Genomic DNA, 24,280 nt, shown 5'->3' on the forward strand with positions numbered 1-24,280 from the left:
GTTGAGCGCTCAACCGATTTCATCGTTGTCATCGAGCAGAATGCGAACAGCCGCACCGTCCAGATCATCATACTGCTTGGCGTTGACCGACCATAGAAAGGCGAGCAAACCCGTGATCCCCATGGCCACCGAAATCAGAACAAGCATGATCATTGCCATGACAGATCTCCGCCAAATGTTCTGACTGCCGATATATTTTCCACCCAGAGCATGACCATCATCGCATCTCCCGATAGGCGTGCCAGGTCGCATGGCCGAGCCAGGGGAAGATGACGATTAGCCCAAGGAGCCCGGTGGCGAGGCAGGCCAGGAATAGCGCAAGGACGATAGCGCCCCATGTCAAAGTGACGTGAAGGTTGTTCCACACCATCGTCGTGCTGATGCCCATGGCCGTGAAGGCATCGATCTGACGATCCAGCAGCATGGGGATCGAAAACACGCTGATGGCGAAAGCGAAGCCGGCAAAGAGCGCGCCTATGAAGCCACCGACGAGAAGCATCGCCCAGCCTGTGGGCGTGGTCACCAGCATGTTGGCGATCTGAGCAAGGCCGGGAAATGGCTGAAGACCAAAGAACAGGGCGTAGACCAATACTGCGGCGCGCATCCAGAGCAGAATAAGCATGACGAGCAGCATGCCGGTGAAGAATACCTGGGCCCCGGCCTTTGGCCGAACCGCCACCATCGTGCGCAGGGAGAACTTCTCGCCCAGTTCGATGCTGCGGCTCTTGAGGTAGAGGCCGGATGCGATGATCGGTCCGACGATCAGAAAGCCCGCCAGCGCCGGGAACAGGAAATAATCGCGGCCGGTGCTGAACATGTAGCCGATGAAGAAGATCGACGCGACGCAAACGAGCAGACCATAGAGAAGACTGGGGATGGGTGTGATCCACAAATCCTTCCAGCCAAGGGATAGCCATCGCAAAGGAGCACCGGCGGCCAGTTTGCGCTTCCACTGGATGTTGCGGGTTTCCTCGATATCCGAAACCTCGGAAATCACGCCGGACGCCTGGTCTTTGCCGCTCATCATTCTATCCTTCTCAACATGCCGGTTTGGCCGCACGAAACTCGCCCGGCTGTCCGCCCTTGTCCTTCAGATGCGCGACGCAGTCAGGCTGGCTCGAAATGGCGACGTAAGCCAGATGGGCATTGGCCGCGATCAGCACCACAACGACCACCGTGGCGAGCAGCCACATCGCTCGAAACCGTGTCACCGCTCTGGTCGCCGGATAAAGCATTCAAGGCTCCATCGGTCCGAGCGCGTTGACATAAAGCGCCAGAACCTTGATCTCGACCGGCGACAACCGTTCGTCCCAGTTCGGCATATGGCCCTGCCGACCGCCGTGAATGGTGTTGATGATGGTCTGCAGGGTGCCGCCATAGATCCACGTCTGGTCCGTGAGGTTTGGCGCGCCGAGTTCCATATTGCCCTTGCCATCGTCTCCGTGGCAGGCAGCGCAATTCGTCTGAAACACCTCAAGCCCTGCCTCGACCTGACCCGCGTTATCGGCGGTCGAGGCAGCAGGATCACTAAGCGTGCTGACATACAGCGAGACATCCCTGACCTGCTGGCGATCGAGGATCTCGTCGCGACCGAAAGCCGGCATCTGCCCGACACGCGTGTCGGGATGCCGTGAATTGACACCGACAACCAAGGTCTGGGCGATCTGCTCGGGGCTGCCGCCCCATATCCAGTCGGCGTCGGTCAGATTGGGATAATTCGCGCCGCCCTTGCCATCTCGCCCATGGCAGGCGGCACAATTGTCTCCAAACAACTGGTGACCATTGGAGCGAACCTTGCCCATCAGCGTTTCATCGGCCCGAATTTCGTCATAGGACAGCGCGTCGATCCTCGCGACCCATGGCACTCTGGCAGCTTCGCTGTCCACCAGGCTTTCCTCGACAGTGGTTCTCTGATCCTTTCCAAGAATGCCCTTGGTGTATGTCGCGCCCAGGGGCCATGACGGCATCAGAAACCACCAGAGCACCGCAAAAAGATGGGTGACGATCAGGAACAGCAGCACGCCCTTGGGGATCGGCGTGTCCAGTTCGCGGATGCCGTTCCACACATGCCCGGTCGTCTTTCGCCCGGTGACGGGATCAACGTCATTCACATCCACGGCCGATCCTCCTTGTCGAATACCTGCTTCTCGGCATTCTTGAAGCGTTGCCTGTTGGACGGCAGAAACGTGTAGATCATCACGCAGATCGAAAAACCGATCAGGTAGAACAGGCCCCACGTCTTGGCGGTTTCGACCAGAGTATCGTGATTGATATCCATTGCGTCCTCAATTCGTCGGATCAGGCATCTGTTCGGCGGCGGCGGTGTTCTCGTAGGCGGCCCTCGTCAATTGACCGAGGACCTGCAGATAGGCGACCAAGGCGTCCATCTCGGTCAGGTTGGTCGCGACGCCATCGAAGGCAGAGATCTGGGTGGCCTCGCCGTAGCGCTCAGCAACGCCGGAGGCCTGATCCGTGTCTGGCATCGCCTGGCCATAGGCGTCGGCTGTGGCGTTGACGATCATCTCGTCCGTGTAGGGAACGCCGACGGTTTGCTGGGCTTGTAGCTTGAGCGACAACTCATCCAGTCTGAGCGGTGTCGTGCCCAGCCAAGGGTAGGAGGGCATATTGGATTCGGGCACGACGTCGCGCGGATTGTTGAGATGCGTGACATGCCAGAGATCGGAATATTTGCCGCCGATGCGTGCAAGATCAGGCCCGGTCCGCTTTGAGCCCCACAGCATGGGGTGGTCGTATTGGGACTCCACCGCAAGCGAATAGGGCCCGTAGCGCTCCACTTCGTCGCGAAGGGTACGGATCATCTGGCTATGACAGGCATAACAGCCCTCGCGGACATAGATGTCGCGACCTGAGAGTTCTAGGGGCGTGTAGAGGCGCATGTCGGCAACATCTTCGACCGTTTCGTCGATGGTAAACAGCGGGGCGATCTCTACGATGCCACCCACACTGGCGGCGGCGATGATTGCCAGCATGAAACCGATTGCCGAACGTTCGAGCTTTCCGTGCATGTTTGACATGGTTTACTCCGCAGCCGAGGGGGCGGCATGGTCTGACTGACCAGCGCCCAGCGGCAGGTCTTCCCGGGAGTCATCAGATACCGACCGGGGCATCCTTACCGTCATCCAGACATTGTAGGACGCAACAATCGCGCCGAGCAGGAAGAGCAGGCCGCCGAAGGCACGGGCGATATAGTAGGGGTACATTTCGACCAGGCTGTCGACGAACGAGTAGACCAGCGTGTTGTCCGGGGAATAGGTCCGCCACATCAGGCCCTGGATTATTCCCGAATTCCACATGGCAAAGACGTAGATCAGCGTGCCGATCAGCGCGAGCCAGAAGTGGACCTCGACAAGGGTGTCCGAATACATCCGTTCCCGCTTCCAGATGGCCGGAACCAGCGTGTAGAGCGAACCGAACGTGATCATCGCCACCCATCCCAGAGCGCCCGAATGCACATGGCCGACGGTCCAGTCGGTATAGTGGGACAGCGAGTTGACCGGGCGGATCGCGAGGAACGAGCCTTCAAAAGTCGACAGTCCATAGAAGAACGCCGCCATCATGATGAAACGCAGCGTCGCGTCATCGCGTACCTTGTGCCAGGCGCCGTTGAGCGTCAGCAGCGCATTGCCGGCGGAGGCCCAGGATGGCACCAGCAGCATGACCGAAAAGGTCATGCCCAGATTCTGCACCCAATGGGGCAAGGCCGTATAATGGAGGTGATGGGATCCAGCCCACATGTAGAAGAAGGTGATGCCCCAGAAACTGAGGATTGACAGGCGATACGAGAAAATCGGCCGATCCGCACGCTTCGGCAGGTAGTAATAGAGCATTCCCAAGAAGCCGGCCGTCAGGAAAAAGGCGACGGCATTGTGCCCATACCACCACTGAACCATGGAATCCTGGACACCCGCCCAGATCGTATAGCTCTTGGAATGGGCAAGGGAGATCGGCACCGCAAGATTGTTGACGATGTGGAGAATGGCAACCACGAGTATGAAAGCCAGATAATACCAGTTGGCCACGTAGATATGCGGCTCTTTGCGTTGCGCCAGCGTGCGCACGTAGAGGACAAGGTAGGTCACCCAGACGATCACGAGCCAGATATCGGCATACCATTCGGCCTCGGCATATTCCTTGGACTGGGTCACGCCGAGAAAATAGCCCGATACGGCAATCAGACAGAAGAGGTTGAAACCGAACAGCACGAACCAGGGCGAGAGCTGCCCGGCAAGACGGGCGCGCGATGTACGCTGAACCACATGGTAGGACGTGGTGATCAACGCATTGCCGCCGAAGCCGAAGATGACGCCATTGGTGTGGGCGGGGCGGATGCGTCCGAAGCTTGCCCAGGATGTGTCGAAGTTCAAGGCCGGCCAGGCAAGCTGAGAGGCGGCCCAAACGCCGATGAACATTCCGAAGATCGCCCAGGCGAGTGTCAGGCCGACCCCGACCTTGATGGGATCGTCGTAGTAGCGCGTAAACCTGGCTGGGTCAGGTTCTGGACCGAAGCTTCCCGACATCAGCAGAACCAGAAGTCCCAAGCTGTAGAAAAGGACCATTGCTCCGTGCACACCCAGCGTGTCGGCCCGACCTGCGGCGGCCATGGCGATGCCGAGAATGATCATGACGACAAGGATGACCGCGCCCACACTCCGTTCGCCCGATGTCAACTGGCCCATTGGTCTGCCTTCTTTGAGTTTAGGCAGACTGGGCTACCGACCCGCCGCCTGCCTAGAAAAAAGTCAAGTTGCCTATCAGTTCATCGGCACCCTAAAGGATGATAGGTCGTATGCAATTTTTCGTGAAGCCCTTAAACGCTAGGAGGCAAGAATTTGCCAGGAACCCCCGGGGTGAACGGAGACAAAAGCTTCCAAGCTCTCGAAAGGAATCGAACCATCGACCCGCCATTGCGTCGAATGCATGCGTCCAATATAGGCGAGGAAGATCAAGAACTTGCTATATTTGAAATGCCTGGAAAGGGGCCGTGGGCGGTCTGTCCGGTTCTGTCGCGTCGGCGCGGGTAGCGGACTAATCCTTGCTCAGTGTCACTGTCGGAGGCCAGGAAGCGCTCCAGCACCTTCCTGTCGGCGTCACAGAACCGTGTGCGAGTTCGAGCAACCGGTTTGCCACCTCTTTTATGAGGATGTCTCCGACGGGATGTCCGAAGGTATCATTGACCTCCTTGAAGTGATCCAAATCCACGAACATCATGGCGACGTTGTTTTTAACCGTCGCTTTTTCAAGACGCTCAGAAAGGGCAGCGTGAAACGTCGTTCGGTTAGCAAGTCCCGTCAGCGGATCATGCATGGCCAATTGCCTGAGGTCCTGTTGGCTTTCATCCAAGCTTTGCGAGCGCCGCCAGATCGCATGGCCCAGGAAGCTCATCAGAAGAAGGGCAGAGCCCCCTACAAGCAGGATCACTGGATAGACAGACTTGATGACGCTCGCTCCGGGAGTGAAAGGCTGCCATTGGAAATAGCCTATCAGCTCACCGGATTTGGCTCGCAGAGGGGACACGGGAAACATCGGCAGCGAGAGTTGAGGAACGAGTGAAGGCGAGGTCTTGGAATTGATAATTCCGCCCCAATTCGGACAGCAACACGCCGTCTAGATAGCGCACGGCGGTTGCACTCTCTTGGTTGTGGGCCACCTCTTCTTCCAGATTCCCCACCACAAGGTTCAAAAGACCCCGCTGACGCTGAATTGCGGCTTGATCTGACTTCGCTGCAGACAGGAATAACGCACCAAACAGCAAGCCGATCGTCAGCGCTGTTACCGCCATGGGGAGCCCCAGGACGAGAAATGGCTTCTGTCTAAAAACTTGTTTCATACGGAACTCACAGACACGATGCCATCCCTTCTATTTGCATCTGCTGAATTTCTCGGGAACTGAATACATTGGTTTTCGCACTGTGGTCATTTGCTAACGTCAAGCGCTACCTTCAAAGGCCGGCAGACGATACGGCTCTTCGAGCTGCGGATGGGGAGACAACTCTGCGGGACAAATCGAGCCTGTTCCCTCAGGCGAAAGGCAATGATCTCAAGCATGCCTTCGTTCCTGACTATCTGAGAAACCTCTTCCATCAGAAGTCTCCCATGCTTCGGCCTTTGGCGCTGCCGATCCGAAGGCCCTGAACACGGCGCCGACAATTCGACGGGCCGGTGAAGCGACCGGACGATGTCCGCTGTTCGTTGCGATCGCTGCGAAAGCTGCCGGCGCGGCACCTTGGCCACTACTGACGCCCAACTGGAACTGGCTGACCAACTCGCGGAGGCGTCCGGCTTCCTTCGCCAGTGTGGCGCCGGCTGCGCTTGGCTGCCAGCTGGCCGGCCAACGCGGCATGTCCAACGTTCTCCACCATTCAAGACACCATGGTCTCATTGTTTAGCATCGGCGACAGGAGTAGTGTACACCTTCGGTTCTGAACCGACGACCTTAGGCATTCTACACCTGTGATGATTACCGGCGGCAAGCGGCTGACATTCCCGGTTGCAGCCGGCATGATCACAGTAGCTGCCTCTGTTCAGTGGCGGGCTCACTTATATGGTCCGGGGTCACAGCGTCAGCAGAGCGGCAAACCACATAGCTAAAGTCTGATTTGTGAAATCTTGATCTTTGGACCGTGGATACTTCAGACGCATTAAAAAAAACTGCTCGCGACTCTCGCAGGCCAGCATCCGAGTTTATCGGCAGGCCCCCTTGAGAAAACTGGTAGCGGCTGAGAATAGAGGCTTGGCAGGCAGAGCTAAAAACCAGGAGCGGACCCTGAGACGCGCATCAGGGGGTTTCCTCTGCACTGCCGGAATCACCCCAATGCCTGCGAGTGAAGCTGCAGCTCCGCGTCCTCCCATTGAACAGGAGCCATTACGCGTTACTTGGATGCCATCAGTTACGTTGGGACGGAATGCGTGCAAGTCTTGGTTCAATCCTTCAGATCGATGACGCTCGCGAAGCAGTTCTTTCTTGCCGGCGGCATCGTCACCGCCGGGGCTGTCCTGCTTGTCAGCCTGTCTGTTACCAACCTGATCGCGCAAGCCGTTACCAGAAACGCGGCTGCGGCAACCGCGCTTTATGTCGACAGCATCATCGCGCCGATCCTCCCTGATCTCAGTACCACACAGGAAATAGACCCTTCTGTTGAGCGTGCTCTGGACGAAACGCTTAGTCATGGCGCATTGGGGCGCCGCCTCGTCTCCTTCCGTCTCTGGAGCAAGGACGGCAAAATCATCTATTCCAATGACAAGAAGCTGATGGGCCTGATTGTGCCGCCAAGCGAGGATCGACAGTCGGCATTCCGCGGCGAGCTCGTGGCAAACTATGAAGAAAAAGACGAAGACGACAACCCATTGGAGCGAGAGAGCGGTGGTCCGCTCCTGGAGATCTATAATCCGGTTTTACAGCCATGGTCGGGAGAAGTCGTCGCAGTTGCGGAGTTTTATGAAGACGCCGAAGATGTTGGCGCCAGCTTGACCAGGGTGCTGCTGCTGACCTGGCTTTCTATTCTCTCAGTGCTGGCTTTGTTTTTCCTAGTGCTCTCTTTGATCGTGTTTCGCGGCAGTTCGACCATCGAAGCTCAAAGGAAGGTGCTCAAGGAGCAGATTGCCGACCTTGACAGACTTCTTCGTCAAAACACCGAACTTGGCAAACGTGTTCAAAAAGCCTCTCAACAAACAGCAGCTTTAAACGAGCAGTTTCTGCGCAAGGTGGGCGCAGATATTCATGACGGGCCGGTACAGCTGCTGGCCTATGCCACCATGCGCGTGGATAGTCCCGCCATCAGGAGCGGCGTCGGGCTGGAGGTCGACCGCAAGCATGAGGTCGGTCTGATCAAGCGCAGTCTCGAGGATGCCATTCACGAACTTCGCTCGATCTGCCGAGGACTTGTGCTCCCCGAGATCGAAAATCTTCCGATCGAACAAGTGTTGGACCATGTCGTCTCCTCTTACCGCTCGCGCACAGGCGCTGACGTATCACTCGTCACCGAGCCCGCCTCGTGCTCAATCAGCCCCTCGGCTCGGATATGTGCCTACCGGTTTGTGCAGGAAGCCCTGAACAACGGCTGGCTCCATGCGCAGGGAAAAGGGCAATTCGTCGAACAACGGATCACTCATGATATGCTGACGATTACCGTGGGCGATGAAGGGCCAGGTTTCGACCTAGCCACAGTGTGGTCAGGCAGGCTTGGGCTCTCGGGAATGAGAGAACGCATCGAGAGTATCGGGGGACGGTTCAAAATCTTGACATCATCATCGGGAACGATTCTCACCATGTTTTTGACGATCAGCGAAACGAGCGCATTATGAACAGATCTTTGCGTGTTGCGGTTGTGGATGATCATCCGCTGTTCCGGGATGGTGTCACACGCACGCTCAGAGAACTTGGCTTTGATGTGGTGGCGCAGGGCAGCAACGGAGAAGACGCGGTTTCGCTCGCAGAACAGACAAGACCCGACCTCATCCTGCTCGACATATCGATGCCCGGAGGGGGGTTGGCGACAATCAGCAAGGTCTTGCATCGAGCCCCCAATGTGAAGATCGTCATGCTCACCGCCTCTGAGGACGGAGAGCATGTGCGACAGGCGCTTCAGCTGGGAGCTTGCGGCTATGTGCTCAAAGGCACTGGTGCAGACGGGCTTGCGCAGATCCTGCTATCGGTCGCCAACGGTGAGCATTATGTTCCTCCCGGACTGAGCGCCCGATTGATCATGGACGCAGGTCAGACAGTTGAACTCCACGCCTTGACCGATCGTGAGATTGAGGTGATGGAACTCGTCGCGATTGGGTCGAGCAACAAGATTGTTGCCCGTCAGCTCGGCCTGCAGGAAAAGACAGTAAAACGTCATATGACCAGCATATTGGCCAAACTCGGTGCCTCGAACCGAACAGAGGCGGCGTTAAAATGGCAGGGGAGGCCGGGGCGAACCAAGGCAACGGGACTTTAGTTGATCAAAGACCTGAGCCGGCGACGATCCGCAGCAGTTGCGGCGCGATTGATAATGGTTCGGCCCCATTTGTCACGCATAATGTAACGGCCATTGGTGATTGCTTCTTCTATGCCAGTGCTGTGACGGACCCTGGTGGACGAGCCTCCGACAGAAGGACCGTTGCTTTTATCGTCACGTGGCGACTGACCTACGCTGGAGCGGTCATATGCGTCTCTGCTTTTACCGCCGCCTCCCTGGCCCCCACCTCCTTGGCCCCCGCTACCGCCATTCCCATTCCCACCGCTATTGCCGTTCCCATTCCCACCGTCGTTGCCGTTGTCATTCCCCTTCCCTTGCGCCGCGGCGTTACGGGCGAAACCCGTCATGCCCAAGAGCCCGGCAACCAAAGGCGCCAGACTTACGACGTGTATCGATGCTCGGAGAAATTGTCTGCGCGAAATCACCAGATGCTCCTAAAGAAGACCGTAGCGCATTGTCGGACTATGCCGACCCCGTTTGCTCCAGTCGCGGGTCACCGAGTTTAACACGTTTCCACACCTGCAGTACCCCTGGCAGCAACGATCCGTGACAGCCAGTATTAATCGCCTCAATTGCATTTCAGTGACCCGGAGCGGATGTCCCACTCCGGGTCTTGGTCTTTAGTTCACGACCTGTATGACGGTGCGGGAGGACGGTTCGATGATGAGCCGCTGCTCGTTTACAAAGGCATAGGCGTATCTAGGATCTTCAGGAATCGGTTGGACAACGACAGTCGGTGGAAGTGTCGCTCCGACAACCACTTTTTCCTCAATCACAACGCGCTCTGCCGGAAGGGGGACCTCGCTGACATAAGTTGTGACGCGTGGCGGCGGCGGATCAATTGCTATTCCAGCGATCGCACCTGCGACGCCGCCGACAGCCGCGCCCACAGGACCGCCGACAATTGCACCCGTCACTGCACCACCAGCCGCACCGGTGACGGCCGATTCCTGAGCGAGGGCCGAGCCGCTGAGAAGCGCGGTGGCTGCCGTCAGCACGATCAGTTTCTTCGTCATGATTTTCTCCTTTTTTGCTTTGGACAAGGCTGCCAACGTTGCGATTGGGCGCCTGTTCCTTCGCAGAGACCTTTGTCCGGGCCGGCTGGACTTTGGTCCCATACCCGTCTGCGACTGAGGTCTCACATCAGGAACGATCCGTTGCAACAGCGTGTTTGACCGACAGCTTCCCGCCGTTTGAATGCGAGAGAAGCGTAGTTATCCCAAGGAGATAAAGATGAAAATCGTTGCACGCACCGTCCTCATCGCCGCGCTATTGGCTGGCACATCCGTGAATGCCTTCGCACAAACCAGTAGCACGGTTGGCACTGGAGGAACCACAGCAGGTGGTGGCACCTCTTCCAGCACCCTCGGCACAGGAGGAAGCTCGGCAGGCGGCGCTGACTGTCCTATTGGTACCGATTGTGGAGCCGGTTCGGCATCGACGCTGGGCACGGGTGGATCGTCCGCGGGCGGTGGTACCTCGAGTAGCTCTGTCGGCACGGCCGGCTCCGCCTCAGGAACGGGCAGCGGCTCTGGCTCGGCATCAACCCTTGGAACCGGCGGCACGTCGGCCGGCGGCGGTCAGTCGAGTAGCTCTGTTGGCACGGCCGGGTCAGCCGCCGGCTCTGCCGATGGTGCGGGTTCAGCCTCGACACTGGGCACCGGCGGCACCTCGTCAAACGACGGCATGTCAACTAGCTCGGTCGGTACAGGCGGTAGCGCGGCGGGTAGCGCCGGGGCCGAGGGCCTGGAGAACGGCCAGGGTAAAAAAGACTGCCCTCCTGGTCTTGCCAAGAAAGATGGCGTCAAGTGCTGACAGTCGTTGGACGAGAGCGGGTGCGTCATCCGCTCTCGTCTCGCACGAAAGGAGGAGAGACCATGACCTCGGCATCGATGACAACAAAGGTAGTTTTTGTCCTGGCTTTGATCCCGCCGATCCTAAGCGCCGAACCAGCTTTGCCCGCTGAGACGGTAACACTCGATGATGGGACGACCTGTACCGTCACAGAAACGATCGGCGCCAGCAAGACGGGCACAACATCCAGTTCAGTTACGGCAGGAGGCGGACAGGTTTCGTCGTCGACGACAATCAATGGCGAAACGACGACCACTCACTCTGGGAACGGTGCGGCAGCATCAAATGCTGGATCTTCTGCCGCAACGGGTGCCGCAGGAGCTAGCTCCTTTTCGACAGCGAGTGTGACGCGCTCCGATGGCACGACAATCACCCGTAGATCAGACGGAACCTGTCATGTCAGCAAACTTAACAAGGAAGGATAAAGTCATGTTCAGATGGATCTCAATCGCGGGCATCGCGCTCTCTCTATCAGGCGCTGGGAATACTGTTGTGGCACAAGACTGCGATGCGGCTGGCACGGTCGGATCCGGTGGTAGCGCCTCAGCCGGCGGCACATCCGCCAGCACCGTTGGCACGGCTGGCACATGTCTGACAGACACTGGCACGACATCTTCCATCGGGTCGTCCGGCAGCGCGGCCTCGGCTGATGGAAAGGCCACAGCTAAGACGACGGTGAACGAAAACCCTACCCAACTCAAAGCCCAATCAAAAGCCCAGGCGATGGATCAGGGGACCTTTAGCAAATCCCAGACCAAGACCCGCGTGAAAGGCGATCGGCTTGAGAGTTCCACCCGGACGATGTCTCATGTCCCGGGCGAAAAGCCCGAAAAAAGCGTCTCCGACACCACCGTCATCCTTCCGCCTCAGTAGACGCACGCGCAGACGTTGAACGATCAGGTCACCGAGGGACGAAAGAAAAGCCCGGCGCCCGACCAGTTGTGCAACCGGTCTTTCCAATAATTCGGCCGCGATGGTTGCCACAGTGGCGGTTCGCGACCGTGAAACAACCTGGTTGCGATGGGCGGCAGATGTTTGACGATGGCACCTGTACTCGCTCCAAAGAACCGGCAGCACTGAGCACGCTCTGGGATCTGTGCCAACGGCCTGGACTGGCACCATTCGGTGCGGCAGCGCACTGGGAATGCGGCCACCGACGTGTTGCAGTCGCACTTTTGACCAAGGGCAGCGCTGCTTTGGTCGAGGATCATCACGAATATGGACTTATCCATGCGACGAAGCGAGAAAGCAAAATGACCAACGATCCCTGGGACAAGCCCGTCGAGCTGCTTATCGAGGATTCCTCCCATTTTCAGTGCATCAAGAACAGCCGCGATGCCGTGGCTTGTATGGCTACCTCTTGGCCAGTGCGACACGACCGAGAATATGCCGCGGCGAGGCGAGCCTGTCTCATGGCACTTGACGGTAAGCTTAGCAGCACAAGGGCGCGGTCTGCTTTCGTCGCCGCAGCTGAGAAGGCCGGAATTCTTCGGGTTCTTTGATCCCCATAAAACTACCTTCTGACCCGGGGATATCAGCCAAGCTGAACAGGACTAGCTTGGGTCCTCTCAACCATTCAGGACTTCCGCCGAGCAAACTTACGTTTCGCTTGTACGGCAACCCTAATTGGTGGCAACGCGTCGCTTTTGGCGGATCATCTAAGCCACTTGAAAAGACAAATCTGGCGTAAGATTGAATTATGGATCAAAATCCGTAGTCATTCCAAATCCGCAACGGGGGCGCGGACCTCGGCAAGCTATGCTGCAGGGCCATGTTGTCGAACTTGGCGCTCCTGAGGTGATTTCCCCGAAGCTCTTCAGCCCAAACGAGCCAGCACTTTCAAAGAAATTCGTGTTGGCTGGCAATTCACCGACGCGCTCTGCCGAAGACCGACCAGTCGGTCTTGGAGCTGATCAACTCCAGCCCCAGTGTGCCGAGCCAACTGTTGCCCATTGGGTCGAGCGCTGGCGACCACACGGCGATTGAGGCGCAATGGGGGACAACGGCGAGAATTCCGCCGCCGACGCCCGATTTGGCTGGCAATCCGACCCGATAGGCGAAGTCACCTGAGCCATCATATTGGCCACACAGCATCATCACCGAAAGAATCCGCCTAGCGCGCCGCGCCGCTGCCAGGGTTACATCATTTTCTTGTTCGGGGTCGTCAAGGATGAGAAATCGGCCTGCCTTGGCAAGTCCACGACAATCCAGCGTGATGGCGCATTGGTGGATATAGGCTTCCATGACCTGGTCTACCGGATGGTTCAGATTGCCATGGTGTCTCGCCATGAACATCAGCGATCGATTGAGGTCTCCGCCGGTACGGTCGCTGGCCATGACATCCTTGTCGAGCGCCATCGCCTCACCGTCGAGCATTCTTTCAACAAAGCGAACCACATGACGATTTGGGCCTGCGCTTCCTCCGAGACCAGCGAGAACATCGCATACGACCAATGCACCGGCATTGATGAACGGGTTGCGTGGGACACCCTTGGCGCGTTCAAGATCGATAATGGAATTAAAGGGGTCGCCCGATGGATCACGGCCGACCCGTTTCCACAAAGCCTCGCCGAGCGCTTCAAGCGCAAGCTCAAGGGCGAAGACCTTGGATATGGATTGGATCGGAAAGCCGATGCTGGCATTGCCGGCGAAGGCTAGCTGGCCGGTCTTGGTGAACACTGCGATGCCGAACTTTTCAAAGTCCGCCTTGCGCGGGGTTGGCTTATCCTTCTCCTTAGCTTCCGCGACAGCCTCGTCGTAAATTCCAGGCGCACGTGTTTTCACTTGAGAGACAACATCGCTGAGAATTGCCTTCAACTCTGTCGCATCCTCAACAGGATCTGCCATGTCATACGTCCTAATCTGATTGAATGAGCCGCTTGTCGTTTTTGTATAGTATGAAGAGGGACAGGAATTCGCCCCGATATGACGGGAAGCAAAACATCCGCCAAACCACGCACCGACGGCGATCGCGACAAAGTCATCATAGCCGATCAGCCGTATGCAGAACCGCCACCAAAACGCAGTCCTTCGAGCCGTTCTGAAGCGGCCTGCTACGAATTGCGCATCATGCTTCAGGACGGCATGTAACGGGAGGCGCACCGCCTCGGCCAGACCGTCCGCCTGCACCACGACGCAACCAGGAAGCCATGGAAGAGAACAGCGCCGAATCATACTTCTCGGCCCGCACGAGCAGAAGACGCTCGACATCGCGAAGGCTTCCGGCGTCCCCATCGTCCGGCTGGGCTGGGTCGCGCCGCTCGAACAGGCGGATCATGTCGGCGGTACCGACCACGAGGCAGGTATCGCCGTCGGCGAGTATCTTGTGGACCTTGGCCATCGTGACATTGCCTTTCTGCAAGGGGGGAAGGTTATCGCGGGCGGGTGGAGCGCTATCATGGCCTCCGCGAAAATCTTGAACGCTATTTCGATGCGCGGCGGCACAACCTGCACTTTAAGGAGGACGGAGGCTTCCATCCCGGCGCTTCGATCCCTGCGGGCGACGGCGATTGCGCCGAGGGCACATCAACGCGCGAACTCTCAAGTTTGACGGCATGATCAGCGTTCGATACTGAACGTAATCATGACAGTTGCCGTCTCACCGCCCGCACGCTCCAATACCTATTTTGTCGTCCTTGTGGTGCTGGGTTGCACGCACCTGCTCAACGACCTCATGCAATCGCTGATCCCGGCGGCCTATCCGATCCTTAGAGAGGCCTACGCGCTGGACTTCGTTCAGATCGGCCTGATCACCATGACGTTCCAGATCGCAGGTTCTGTACTGCAGCCCGTCATTGGTGTCTTGACCGACAAGCACCCTGCCCCCTATTCGCCCGTGATCGGGATGATGTCGACGCTGTCCGGACTCGTTTGTCTGGCTTTCGCGAACAGCTACACCGTCATCCTCGTCGCCGTCGCACTGATCGGGATCGGCTCCTCGATCTTCCATCCGGAAGCAACCCGCATGGCACGTTATGCAGCCGGTGGACGCCAGGGGCTGGCGCAAGGCCTGTTTCAGGTGGGCGGACAGGCAGGCGGCGCGCTCGGCCCTGTTTTTGCGGCCATCATCATCGTGCCCTTCGGTCAGACGAGCCTGTCTTGGTTTGCCGTCGTCGCCCTGCTCGCCATGGCGCTCCTGATGTGGATCGGCTCGAAGCAGAAGGAAATCAGCGCGGCCTTTGCCACAAGGCAAGCAAGCGCGAAATCCAGAGAGACGGCGGAACGTCACGCGCCGGTGACGATCGGGGTCGCGGTGTTCGTGCTGACCTTCCTGATGTTCACCAAGAACGCCTATGGCGAGAGTTTTCGTTCGTTCTACACCTTCTATCTGATGGAAAAGTTCGACCTCACCATTCCGGCCGCGCAGATGATGCTGTTCATTTTCCTCCTCGCGTCGGCCGCCGGCGTGCTGATCGGCGGCATCGTCGGCGACAAGATCGGACGATATCGCATCATCTGGATTTCGGTGCTGGGACCCCTTCCGCTCACCTTGATCCTGCCGCATGTCGATCTGTTCTGGACCGGCGTACTGAGCGTCCTGATCAACCTTATCATGGCCAGCGCCTTCGCATCGATCCTGATCTACGCCATGGAGTTGCTGCCGAACCGCATCGGCCTGATCGGCGGCCTGTTTTACGGCCTGAACTTTGGACTGGGCGGCATCGCAGCTGCGCTGCTTGGTTTGCTAGCCGACCGCTATGGCGTCGAGATGGTCTATACCATCTGCTCCTTCCTACCGCTTGCGGGACTTTTCGCCTGGTTCCTCCCGAAGCTTGACGATAAATTCGCATGACGGAACTTGCCACAAAATTCGTGCCTTCGCCTTGATGAGATACGAACCGACCCGGAAGCTGCAGAAAGGCTACACGCGCTAATCCACATTACTAATATTGCCCTAACATTCGGCGCGCGCGATCGGCAGCCGACGTACTCCTCTTCACCCTGCTTCTTTCCGCCACATCCCGTCAGGTGTTCAGCCTTCTCCAGATCACGGATCAGGCTAAGGACAGACGCCAGTGGCTAGAAATCTGGCTACAGACTGCAATCAAGAAAATCCTAAGCAGCCTACAGGCTGATAATCTGTGCTTGAGGATCAGCCTTTAAGCTGATAAAGCAAATCCATTATCAGTTTATGGGCTGAAAAATGAAAAGTGACACTCGCAAAAGAGCACGGGGACGGCTTGACGAAAGACTTCAGGCGCTCCACCCAGTTGATCGATTTAGGGCGCCGCCGAAGGGATGGATACGAGCGCTGCGCGATGCCCTCGGCATGACGGGTGCGCAGCTGGGCACGCGCATTGGAGTCCGGCCACAAACAGTTGACTCAATCGAAAAGTCGGAAGCAGCCGGGACGATCCAACTCAATACCCTACGCCGCGCCGCCGAGGCACTGGATTGCACGCTTGTCTATGCCCTCGTTCCAAACAGCTCGCTTGAAGCCGTTGTCGAGGCGCGGGCGCACAAGATCGCCACACGCGAACTCCAGCGCGTCGCGCACACGATGCGTTTGGAAGCACAGGGCACGGGCAATGCGGATTTCGAATCTCGTATCCAGGCATACATCCGCGACAGGCTCTCTGAGCGCGATCTCTGGAACGAAGTATGACAGATCTTTTCCAGGAACCTGAGGACGCGACGCCGCTTGAGCCGCAGGAACGAGAGGGTTTGCTTCAGACCTGGATCACGCACCGCCGCGACCTCAACGAAGCGGAGGAGGAAAACATCGTAGAGGGTGCGGCTTGGGCGCGTGGCCGGCGGCGCTTACCACTCGAACGGATGCTCAGCGAAGACTTCATGCGGACACTACATAAGCGGATGTTCGGTGACGTCTGGCAGTGGGCCGGTACGTTCCGGGCGACGGAGCGCAACATCGGCGTTCAAGCTTATCGTATTGGGATGGAGCTCGCGAGCTTATTGAGCGACATCCGTTACTGGATTGACCACAAGACCTTTATACCGGATGAGATAGCCATCAGATTCCATCATCGCCTCGTCGCCATCCACCCGTTCCCTAACGGAAATGGCCGGCAGGCACGTCTCGCAGCCGACCTACTGATCGAGCGGCTTGGCGGTGATCCTTTTACCTGGGGCAGTGGCAGTCTGGCCAATGTTGGCGAATTGCGAGGACGCTACGTCGCAGCACTACGCGCGGCGGACAATCATGACATCGCTCCACTTCTGGAATTCGCGCGCGGCTGACAGGGCCCATCGCATGTGCGACCAAGACGGTCGGTAACCAAATGGCGCTCGATTGGCGGCACTCCAAGGGTCTTGGTCCATTCCGGGTTCACGCCCTAGCAAGGATGTCAGGGCGAGCCCCCAGGTCTTGAAGAGATCAGGACCGTCGCCACCGTTATTCCAATCCTGCTGTCGATGGGGGCCGAACTATCTAACCTTTAGCCAAGCCTGTGATAAGCGGAGGTTTCCGGTACGGTTTCAACGGCTATGCGGTCGCTGCAGCCAAATACTCAATAGCTGGACAGACACAAGAACAGGCGCTGCACGGACCGCGGCGCCTGTCTGCTATGTACCGGTCTACAGCGCAACTAGTGCGCTTTCATCTCACTGACGATGTGACCCGGTGTCAGTGACGAAGGATAGTAAGTCGGCCAATTGGTCACTTCATTCAAAAGAGCGGCGCGATCATCGCCCCAATAGAGGTGGTAGTGATCAGCCTTCTCCGGAGCGATCTTGTGGTCACTGAACTGAATAAAATCTGGTGCCTCGGCATCACCTTCCTTTTTCCTGAAAATGAAGCGAACGCCGCGGTTACCCTTCTTATAGGTGAGCGTTTCCCTACCATCATAGGCATAGGTCCCCTTGGCCGGATTGCCGCCCTTGTAGAAGGTCATGACATTGCCCTTGATGGTGATGCGCTCGACGTCGGTCTTGTAGCCCACATCGTATTCGGCACGAATCTCTTCGACGCTTGCCGTGCCCTTTTCGGCCTTATGTTCCCATACCGGATCCAGTGTGCCATCTGTCAGATACGGGTAAACCGACTGCCAGTCGCCAGCATAGTCCGAGAGCGGACGATCCTTGATCTGGCTGTCTTCAAAATAGCCAGCATAGATCTTCGGATCGCCGTGGCTATGGGCATGTTCACCATCGTGATCGTGGTCGTGACCAGCATGATCATGCTCAGCACCGTCGTGAACCTTGCCACTGCCGCCGGCCACTGCGATGTTGTAGGGCTTGCCTTCAACCTCAATCGTGCCAAGTTCCCTGAGTTCATCCTTGGCAATACGACGGACCAAACCGGCGTTCGGATCGCTCATGACAATCTCTTCACCTGCCATGGCGATACGCGGGCGCGGGTCGTTCCAGTGGCCGTCCATGGAGTAGGGCTCGGTCACCTTGGCGCTCTTGGACAGCTTGCCATTCAGAACGTCAATCTGATGCAGCGAGCCGTCTTCAGTCAAAACATAGCCAAAGCGAGCATTGGCCGGGTCCAGCGCGAAGTCGACCCGGCGGAACGGAAGCTCGATGTACCGGAAATGAGGTTCATCGACGGGATCGACCACGACCAGCCCCTTGGCGCCGTAATTGCCGAGGAAAACCTGCATGCTCTTAGCGCCCAGCAATGTGCCGGTTGCCTCGCCACTTGGTAAATCGGCAGGATAGGTCAGCATGTTCGTGACAGGACCATCATTGCCCGCCGCCACAGTCAAAATGCCTTCCTTGCAGCCTGCCGCCAGATATGCGCCTGAGAAGGCTTCACCATGGATCCCGGTGCAGGTGGCTACATCGTCGACGGGGGTCCCGTCTGCCTGGACGGCGCGCAGGCCAAGGCGTGTGGGCGCGGCATCGCCTTCGACCGGAGCATCGGATGCGACGGTCGTGACCCAGACATTGCCGAGGGGTGCGACAAAGCCATGATGCGCCCGCGCCTGCTTCAGTCGACCAGATTCGATTTCACCATGCGACAGCTCATGCGCATCGACGATCTCAGCGTAACCGCCTTTGTCGAAATTGATGACCACCTTGCCGTCGTGGTCGATGACGTGGAAAGGACGGGGACCGGTCAGTGTCTCCCGAATTTGCTTCGGGTCTTCGATCTCAATGTCTGAATGATCGCCGTGAGAGTGGAGTGAAATACCGCTGTTGATGAAATTGACGGCATCATTGTCGGACTGCACCGCGACGAGGGTCGAACCTTCATTCACGCTGTAGAGCTTGTTTTGCCCTGTCGTTTCAAACGTCCACCGGCTCTCCGGCTTGTTGAGATCAAACCCGGTCACCTTCCCCGCCTCATGATCACCGACGAACACGCGGTATAGCGTGACGCCTTCAGGGTGTTCGTCGGCGAATGCCATCGGGCCGACAAAACCCGCGGACAGTGCCAGAGCGGAAACGCCCAAAGCCACTCGTTTCATAATCTACTCTCCTTTATGATATAACGTAACGTTTAGGGTGTGCATTGCCGCGCGAATCAGAAAGCTCAGGCCTGGTGGATGCCCGAAGTGAGCGTTACGTCGCTGAATTTCCGGTATACTTTTGACATTTTCGTACTCAGGGTGGCTATCGCGTTCAGATAGTTTAAAGGAACCATTTATGTAATGTTATTACATACGTCAATCTGATTTGTGATCGAGCCTACATCGGCACTCGACCCGGAGATGGTCAAAGAGGTCCTCGACACGATGGTCACACTTGCCGAAGAAGGCATGACTATAATCGTTGTGACCCATGAAATGGGCTTTGCACGAAGAGTGGCCGACCGCGTTCTTTATATGGAAGAGGGTCAGATCATGGAGATCAACAGGCCTGTCGCCTTCTTCGATGCTCCCGAGCAAGAGAGCACTAAGCGCTTTCTGGCAAACATTATGCACTAGCCCCGGGGGATCGGCGTCTGCTTCTCCTCTCCCGTCTCAAATAGTGAAGGCGATGTCACAAAACTGCGGCAGCGCTCGGCGCCTTACGCTCTTGATGGGAACTGAAGCGACGGCCTGTTAGTCGAAGTTCGGACCATTCCACGGATTGATGACTTTCAATCCAGCTACCTTGAACGGGCTTGTGTCTCTCGTCGCCACAACTAGACCCCTCTCTGCAGCTATGGCCGCAATTAATCCATCGGCCATACCGATCGCTTTACCGGATACTCGCGCGCCTGCCATCAGTTCATAGTAGAACCGCGAGGTGCTTAGGGTGAAGGGCAGAGTACGCTCAACAAAATGCGGTAGCACCTCATCCTCAAGACGGCTGTGGAGGATAGTTTGACGCCGCCCAATAGGCATTGATGCGATACCAAACCGAAGCTCCGCAACTGATATCGCAGAGATAAAGAGCGTTTCGATTGCCTGGGCATCCAACCAAGCCACAACTTGTGCAGCGGGAGCCGGCTTCCACGGCTCTGATAGCACGTTGGTGTCAATCAAGATCATTCGAAAGTCATCGGTTCAGCTGGCGTCCTATCGCGCTCTTGCAGAGCTTCAACATCCCTGTCTGACAGGTCGGCCTCTCGACCGATGTCCACGAGCAATGACCCGAGCTTTACGCGCTGAGACGGGCGAACAGCGGCCTCGAGGATGTCACGAATTTCCGCTTCTGTGCTCCGGCCATGATGAGCTGCTCTCACACGCAACGCGCGGTGGGCTTCATCAGAAAGATTCCGAATGGTGACTGCCGGCATCTTCATGACCTCACCTAGCCAACAACAATGATATCATCATAATAAGTATGATATCATTGATCAAGTGGCTCTAGGAATGGCAGGAGGTGAGCACCTCAAGGCAACGTGGGTTGCTGTCTTCCTCGTTGAAATGCCGAACGGCACCAATTACCTCGCCGACGGACTGCAGAAATTTCCGCTCGAACGACATCAGGCTTGCAGCTTCCAGTTGAAATTTGGCCAATCGGCGTTTTGCCAGTTCCTGGTCATGAGTTATAGCCAACGCTTCTATAACTCATGAATACGGCCATAATTGTTGATTGCCCTCGACCTCGAGGCGAGCCACATCTTGGCCGATACCATGATAATTGGAAGTCAATGACCCGTTGATTGGAAATGACATAGCCATAATCCGAGAGTGAGTGAAGGGCGTCGGTTCTCCATTGACCAGTCGTAGTTCTTGTAACGTCTTTGGGCGCGACCACCGAAGTGATCGACCACTTAGGTAATCCCCATGCCCGTCATCTCGCGAAGCCCAAGCTCTTGAACGATCCGCCGCGTTCCTTGCGGCGTCACCTCGAGCGTCTTCGCCACCATCCCGGCGGATATCAGCGGCCGGGCCATGACAAGCTCGACCAGCTCCGGCAGCCTGGACGACGCCCGGCGCCCTCCAGTTTGCGCATCATCATCTGCCGCGCCAGCACCAGCCGGTCGTGTTCCTTCAACCCTGCCTGGGCGCCAATGATCAGCGCTCGACTTATCGCCAGCAACCGCATCTCCCGATCACGATGCCGGCGCCGATCGACGGGAATGGCTTTCAGCCCGAGATTGATTGCGGCGAGATGTCCGCCGGTCGTGACGCCACCCTCCCGCAGGACCGAGGCGGTAAGCAGTCGACCGAGCCAGGGCGCATGCTGGAGCACGGCAATCTCATTCCAGGCATCAAGCGCCACGTCGCTTGGCAGACCGGTGGCAGATCCTGGGCGCGAGCCAACACGGCTTGCCACTCCTCCTCATCCCAGTCGAGGTCGTAGACGAACGGATCCTTTTCCGGAGCGTTTTTGGCGCGCCCCGGCTTCCTCGCCTCTCCGATCGCGGGCCAGGACCGGGCGAGCACGCATCGATCACGGCAAACGCATCACCCAGACCATCAATGTCAGGATCCATCACCTCCCCTACCCCAGTCGGAGCGTCCGTCACCTCTACACTCCCATCCGGCACCCCCTCTCCGTCTCCACCCAATGATGGCCCGGCCCACGGCCGGCCGCGGAGGGAAGCGATGCCGGGGCTCGAGAGCGCCCAGGCGGGGGGATGGGCGGCGATGCGGCGTCCGGTTTTCAGGATGTCGCGGGCGATGGTGAGTTCGTGATTGGGTGCGCGGATGTCCCAGAGCGCGTCATGCAGGACGAGGTCCTCGAGATGAACGAGTTCACCATCGACCCAGAGCGAGGCACGCGCCTCGAGGAAGTGCGAGCGCTCGAGAAAGCCCTCGCCGATGGGCATGCGGGACCAAGTCCTTTGGAGAGAGATCCCGCGCCTTTCTCTCCAATGCCAGCGTATGCCAAGTGTTCGGCGTCAATGATATAGAGACGACAAACCTGGTTAGCCGCATGGACGCCCATGACGCCACGAGCTCATGGAACAGTCCGAACCTGCCATGGACGCCGCCGGGGCATATATCGAGCGAGCATGTCGTTGCGCGCGATCTGATAACCCCTGACGAGATCATACACTGCCGAGCGAAACGATGATCCTGCTCAGCACCGGACAGAGGCCGGCATTGGCCCGGAAGATCCGCTACTACGTAGACCCAGAGTTCCAAAAGCTGTTCGATCCGTCTTTAGTGGCCATTCCCGCACGTGTGGCAAACCATCGCCCAAGACCGGCCCGGATCAAAGCCGCGCCTTCGCGAGATCCGGGTCAGACAATGAAGAATATCGGAGCTTTCAGCATCGCGGCGACCGAAGGGCGCGAAAGCGGGAATTCTCGTCGCGTCAGGGCCGGACCAAGGGAAGCCGCAGGAGCCTGAGCATAGCGACCCGAAGGGTCAGGCGGACCGACTTCACCCGGCCATGGCGTTCCGCATGGAGGCGGCAAAATGAGCCAAGTGGAGAAAACCGCCACCCTTACCTACCCAACCGCCCCAGTGTCTTGGCAATATCGATGATGTCATCGCGAGCCGCCGTCGGATCGTCCTTGCTCCAGGCAACACCGAGCCCGATCTTCAGATCGATGCCTGTCACCTTCTTCAAGACCACGTCCCTGCCCGGGAGCTCCCCCGTCCATACCGTTGCAAAGCCGACGCCAAGACCTGAGGAGACCAGCGAGATGAGCGAAAAGATGTCGTCACAGGTATAGGCGACATTGTCATTCAGCCCGTGCTCGTCGAAGGTCTCGGAGAAATACCGCTCCGTATAGGAGAGGTTCTCCTGCCACGAACCTCAGATAACCATGAGAAACTCGCCGCGCATTTCCTCCCGCGAGGCGGGTCGTGCTTCAAGGCACAAAGCGCCGTAGCCTTCACGTCGAAGGGTGTCGAACTGACTACCCGTCGAGTCTTTCTTTGAGCGCAGAGCGGATTTGCAGAGGCCGATACTACCCTTTTCCAAAGGCAGTTTCCGATGGGTCAAAATCCGACAAGCTTTCTCGGAACCTCCGCAATTCATATTCACGACCGCTCCTTTCTATGGATACGCAGTAGATCCATCTGGCTTACGCGTGACCTTGCGCTCCCAGTAGATGTAGTCTTCGATCTGAAGCGCCTTTTCGTCGATCTCGATACCCCAGCCCGGTCGATCCGGTCTCAGTTCCATGTGGCCGTCCACCGGGATGTACGGATCCATGGCCCACGGCGCATGCACGTGCGGTTTGAACTCGAGCACCTTGAAATTCGGCTGAGCAGCACAGAAATGCACATTCACGGCGGTTGCAAGTGGCCCCATCGGATTATGCGGGGCGACCGTCACATAGTGGGCTTCGGCGATAGTCGCGATTCGGCGCATCTCCGAAATACCCCCGACAACGCAGATGTCCGGCTGAATGATGTCAGCACCCCGCGCTGTCAGGAGCGACAGGAACTCGAAGCGATTGTAGAGGGATTCCCCCGTCGCCAACGGCACGGTGATCTTCGATTTCAGTTCCGCCCAGGCGGGAATATGTTCCGGACGGATAGGCTCTTCATAGAAATACGGATCGCTGGGCGCTATGGCTGCTGCAAGCTGTACCGCCTGGTAGGGCTCAAAGATTTTCGCATGGGCGTCGAACGCAAATTCGAAATTGGAGGGGGTGATTTCACGGATGCGTGCAAACCAGTCTCCCGTTTCCTTAACCAATTCGCCCCAACGACCCGAGTGCAGATCCCGGCGATAGGGGCTCAGTTTAAATGCGGTATAGCCATATTGCTCGTGAAGCCGCTGAGTCTCATCCTTGGCATGCTCTGCATCCGGGGCCGTGTAAACACCGCAGTAGACGCGGACGCGCTCACGGACATTGCCGCCAAGCAACATGTAAACCGGCAGACCCGCTGCTTTGCCCGCGATATCCCAAAGGGCGTGGTCGATCGCAGAAATCGCCGCAAGTCCCATCGCACCGGGCGGAAAGCGGCATTGCTGATTGAGCTTAAGAACAAGAAACTCGACCCGTCGCGGGTCCTCGCCGTCGATCTGATGAAATAGATAGTCGAACAGCGGTGGCAGGGCCCAGTCGGGCCCGTGGTTGTAGCATTCGCCCCAACCATCGATCCCTTCGCTTGTCTCGATTTTCAACAGCAGACGGGGACGATCGTCGACCCGTTGCATGTATGTCTTAAAACCGGTGATATACAAATTCGTCCTCC

At 57.7% G+C, this 24,280-nt stretch carries 24 protein-coding genes and 4 pseudogenes; 10 read left to right on the plus strand and 18 right to left on the minus strand.

Annotation, left to right across the window (positions count from 1 at the left end; genetic code table 11):
• Positions 1-9: 9 nt before the first annotated feature.
• The 9 genes from ccoS to E9677_RS17685 all read right to left on the minus strand — a co-directional run bounded on the left by ccoS (position 10) and on the right by E9677_RS17685 (position 5,848).
• Positions 10-159 (minus strand): cbb3-type cytochrome oxidase assembly protein CcoS, encoded by a 150-nt coding sequence (gene ccoS / locus E9677_RS17645; protein WP_062285098.1) that lies wholly within the window; start codon positions 157-159, stop codon positions 10-12.
• A gap of 58 nt (positions 160-217) precedes the next feature.
• Positions 218-1,024 carry a DUF2189 domain-containing protein gene (locus E9677_RS17650; protein ID WP_136559365.1) on the minus strand — a complete coding sequence of 269 codons (807 nt, stop codon included), beginning with the start codon at positions 1,022-1,024 and terminating at the stop codon, positions 218-220.
• A 13-nt stretch (positions 1,025-1,037) separates the two neighbouring features.
• Positions 1,038-1,235, minus strand: coding sequence for a hypothetical protein (locus tag E9677_RS17655; protein WP_136559366.1), 198 nt, complete (start codon positions 1,233-1,235; stop codon positions 1,038-1,040).
• Positions 1,236-2,117, minus strand: a complete 882-nt coding sequence (gene ccoP, locus E9677_RS17660) for a cytochrome-c oxidase, cbb3-type subunit III (RefSeq protein WP_136559367.1) — start codon at positions 2,115-2,117, stop codon at positions 1,236-1,238.
• On the minus strand, positions 2,108-2,278 hold the full coding sequence (locus E9677_RS17665; RefSeq protein ID WP_070149876.1) for a CcoQ/FixQ family Cbb3-type cytochrome c oxidase assembly chaperone: 171 nt from the start codon (positions 2,276-2,278) through the stop codon (positions 2,108-2,110). Before E9677_RS17665 ends, ccoP begins: the two co-directional genes overlap by 10 nt.
• 7 nt (positions 2,279-2,285) lie before the next feature.
• Positions 2,286-3,035, minus strand: a complete 750-nt coding sequence (ccoO, locus tag E9677_RS17670) for a cytochrome-c oxidase, cbb3-type subunit II (RefSeq protein WP_136559368.1) — start codon at positions 3,033-3,035, stop codon at positions 2,286-2,288.
• A 3-nt stretch (positions 3,036-3,038) separates the two neighbouring features.
• A complete protein-coding gene (gene ccoN, locus E9677_RS17675; RefSeq protein WP_136559369.1) occupies positions 3,039-4,697 on the minus strand; it encodes a cytochrome-c oxidase, cbb3-type subunit I in 1,659 nt (552 codons plus the stop codon).
• A gap of 349 nt (positions 4,698-5,046) precedes the next feature.
• Entirely contained in the window at positions 5,047-5,535 is a 489-nt protein-coding gene (locus E9677_RS17680) for a diguanylate cyclase domain-containing protein (RefSeq protein WP_168801258.1), read from the minus strand.
• Positions 5,507-5,848 (minus strand): hypothetical protein, encoded by a 342-nt coding sequence (locus E9677_RS17685; protein WP_136559371.1) that lies wholly within the window; start codon positions 5,846-5,848, stop codon positions 5,507-5,509. The genes E9677_RS17680 and E9677_RS17685 overlap by 29 nt, the downstream gene beginning before the upstream one ends.
• Before the next feature lie 1,046 nt (positions 5,849-6,894).
• On the opposite strand from E9677_RS17685, the gene E9677_RS17690 reads away from it, so the two are divergent.
• Both E9677_RS17690 and E9677_RS17695 read left to right on the plus strand, forming a co-directional pair.
• Positions 6,895-8,322, plus strand: a complete 1,428-nt coding sequence (locus E9677_RS17690; RefSeq protein WP_235883019.1) for a sensor histidine kinase — start codon at positions 6,895-6,897, stop codon at positions 8,320-8,322.
• Complete coding sequence (locus tag E9677_RS17695) at positions 8,319-8,960, plus strand: response regulator (RefSeq protein WP_136559372.1); 642 nt, start codon at positions 8,319-8,321, stop codon at positions 8,958-8,960. Before E9677_RS17690 ends, E9677_RS17695 begins: the two co-directional genes overlap by 4 nt.
• A gap of 641 nt (positions 8,961-9,601) precedes the next feature.
• Here E9677_RS17695 and E9677_RS17705 read toward each other — a convergent pair.
• Positions 9,602-9,997 (minus strand): DUF1236 domain-containing protein, encoded by a 396-nt coding sequence (locus E9677_RS17705; protein WP_136559373.1) that lies wholly within the window; start codon positions 9,995-9,997, stop codon positions 9,602-9,604.
• Between the two features lie 217 nt (positions 9,998-10,214).
• On the opposite strand from E9677_RS17705, the gene E9677_RS25605 reads away from it, so the two are divergent.
• The 3 genes from E9677_RS25605 to E9677_RS17725 all read left to right on the plus strand — a co-directional run bounded on the left by E9677_RS25605 (position 10,215) and on the right by E9677_RS17725 (position 12,337).
• Complete coding sequence (locus E9677_RS25605; protein ID WP_168801259.1) at positions 10,215-10,796, plus strand: hypothetical protein; 582 nt, start codon at positions 10,215-10,217, stop codon at positions 10,794-10,796.
• Positions 10,797-11,264: 468 nt separating this feature from the next.
• On the plus strand, positions 11,265-11,708 hold the full coding sequence (locus E9677_RS25610; RefSeq protein WP_136559628.1) for a hypothetical protein: 444 nt from the start codon (positions 11,265-11,267) through the stop codon (positions 11,706-11,708).
• Positions 11,709-12,088: 380 nt separating this feature from the next.
• Positions 12,089-12,337 carry a DUF982 domain-containing protein gene (locus tag E9677_RS17725; RefSeq protein ID WP_136559629.1) on the plus strand — a complete coding sequence of 83 codons (249 nt, stop codon included), beginning with the start codon at positions 12,089-12,091 and terminating at the stop codon, positions 12,335-12,337.
• Positions 12,338-12,701: 364 nt separating this feature from the next.
• Here E9677_RS17725 and glsA read toward each other — a convergent pair whose 3' ends face one another.
• Both glsA and E9677_RS25265 read right to left on the minus strand, forming a co-directional pair.
• Complete coding sequence (gene glsA / locus E9677_RS17730; protein WP_168801260.1) at positions 12,702-13,682, minus strand: glutaminase A; 981 nt, start codon at positions 13,680-13,682, stop codon at positions 12,702-12,704.
• A gap of 220 nt (positions 13,683-13,902) precedes the next feature.
• On the minus strand, positions 13,903-14,175 hold the full coding sequence (locus E9677_RS25265) for a hypothetical protein (RefSeq protein WP_168801261.1): 273 nt from the start codon (positions 14,173-14,175) through the stop codon (positions 13,903-13,905).
• A gap of 243 nt (positions 14,176-14,418) precedes the next feature.
• On the opposite strand from E9677_RS25265, the gene E9677_RS17740 reads away from it, so the two are divergent.
• The 3 genes from E9677_RS17740 (at position 14,419) to E9677_RS17750 (ending at position 17,033) form a co-directional block, all read left to right on the plus strand.
• On the plus strand, positions 14,419-15,627 hold the full coding sequence (locus E9677_RS17740; RefSeq protein WP_136559374.1) for an MFS transporter: 1,209 nt from the start codon (positions 14,419-14,421) through the stop codon (positions 15,625-15,627).
• A gap of 351 nt (positions 15,628-15,978) precedes the next feature.
• A complete protein-coding gene (locus E9677_RS17745; protein ID WP_136559375.1) occupies positions 15,979-16,440 on the plus strand; it encodes a mobile mystery protein A in 462 nt (153 codons plus the stop codon).
• Complete coding sequence (locus tag E9677_RS17750; RefSeq protein WP_136559376.1) at positions 16,437-17,033, plus strand: mobile mystery protein B; 597 nt, start codon at positions 16,437-16,439, stop codon at positions 17,031-17,033. The genes E9677_RS17745 and E9677_RS17750 overlap by 4 nt, the downstream gene beginning before the upstream one ends.
• A gap of 347 nt (positions 17,034-17,380) precedes the next feature.
• Here the strand turns inward: E9677_RS17750 and E9677_RS25825 are convergent, their stop codons facing one another.
• Positions 17,381-18,112 carry a ZinT family metal-binding protein gene (locus tag E9677_RS25825; RefSeq protein ID WP_408014751.1) on the minus strand — a complete coding sequence of 244 codons (732 nt, stop codon included), beginning with the start codon at positions 18,110-18,112 and terminating at the stop codon, positions 17,381-17,383.
• Positions 18,113-19,426: 1,314 nt separating this feature from the next.
• Between E9677_RS25825 and glnQ the strand changes: the two are divergent.
• Positions 19,427-19,669 (plus strand): annotated as a pseudogene (gene glnQ / locus E9677_RS17760) (glutamine ABC transporter ATP-binding protein GlnQ); the annotation flags it as partial.
• A 117-nt stretch (positions 19,670-19,786) separates the two neighbouring features.
• Here the strand turns inward: glnQ and E9677_RS17765 are convergent.
• From E9677_RS17765 to E9677_RS25615, 3 genes and pseudogenes are all read right to left on the minus strand, one after another.
• Positions 19,787-20,218, minus strand: a complete 432-nt coding sequence (locus E9677_RS17765; RefSeq protein WP_136559378.1) for a type II toxin-antitoxin system VapC family toxin — start codon at positions 20,216-20,218, stop codon at positions 19,787-19,789.
• Positions 20,215-20,466 (minus strand): FitA-like ribbon-helix-helix domain-containing protein, encoded by a 252-nt coding sequence (locus E9677_RS17770; RefSeq protein WP_136559631.1) that lies wholly within the window; start codon positions 20,464-20,466, stop codon positions 20,215-20,217. The genes E9677_RS17765 and E9677_RS17770 overlap by 4 nt, the downstream gene beginning before the upstream one ends.
• Before the next feature lie 480 nt (positions 20,467-20,946).
• Positions 20,947-22,005, minus strand: a pseudogene (locus E9677_RS25615) (RHE_PE00001 family protein).
• Here E9677_RS25615 and E9677_RS25620 point away from each other — a divergent pair.
• A pseudogene (locus E9677_RS25620) lies at positions 22,005-22,196 on the plus strand (type IV secretory system conjugative DNA transfer family protein); the annotation flags it as partial. The pseudogenes E9677_RS25615 and E9677_RS25620 sit on opposite strands and share 1 nt — an antisense overlap.
• 375 nt (positions 22,197-22,571) lie before the next feature.
• Here E9677_RS25620 and E9677_RS17790 read toward each other — a convergent pair.
• Positions 22,572-22,877 (minus strand): annotated as a pseudogene (locus E9677_RS17790) (LysR substrate-binding domain-containing protein); the annotation flags it as partial.
• A gap of 252 nt (positions 22,878-23,129) precedes the next feature.
• Positions 23,130-24,269, minus strand: coding sequence for a mandelate racemase/muconate lactonizing enzyme family protein (locus tag E9677_RS17795; RefSeq protein ID WP_136559381.1), 1,140 nt, complete (start codon positions 24,267-24,269; stop codon positions 23,130-23,132).
• Between the last annotated feature and the right edge of the window lie 11 nt (positions 24,270-24,280).

Origin of the sequence: Peteryoungia rhizophila, assembly GCF_004912145.1 — a bacterium.
GTDB lineage: Bacteria > Pseudomonadota > Alphaproteobacteria > Rhizobiales > Rhizobiaceae > Allorhizobium > Allorhizobium rhizophilum.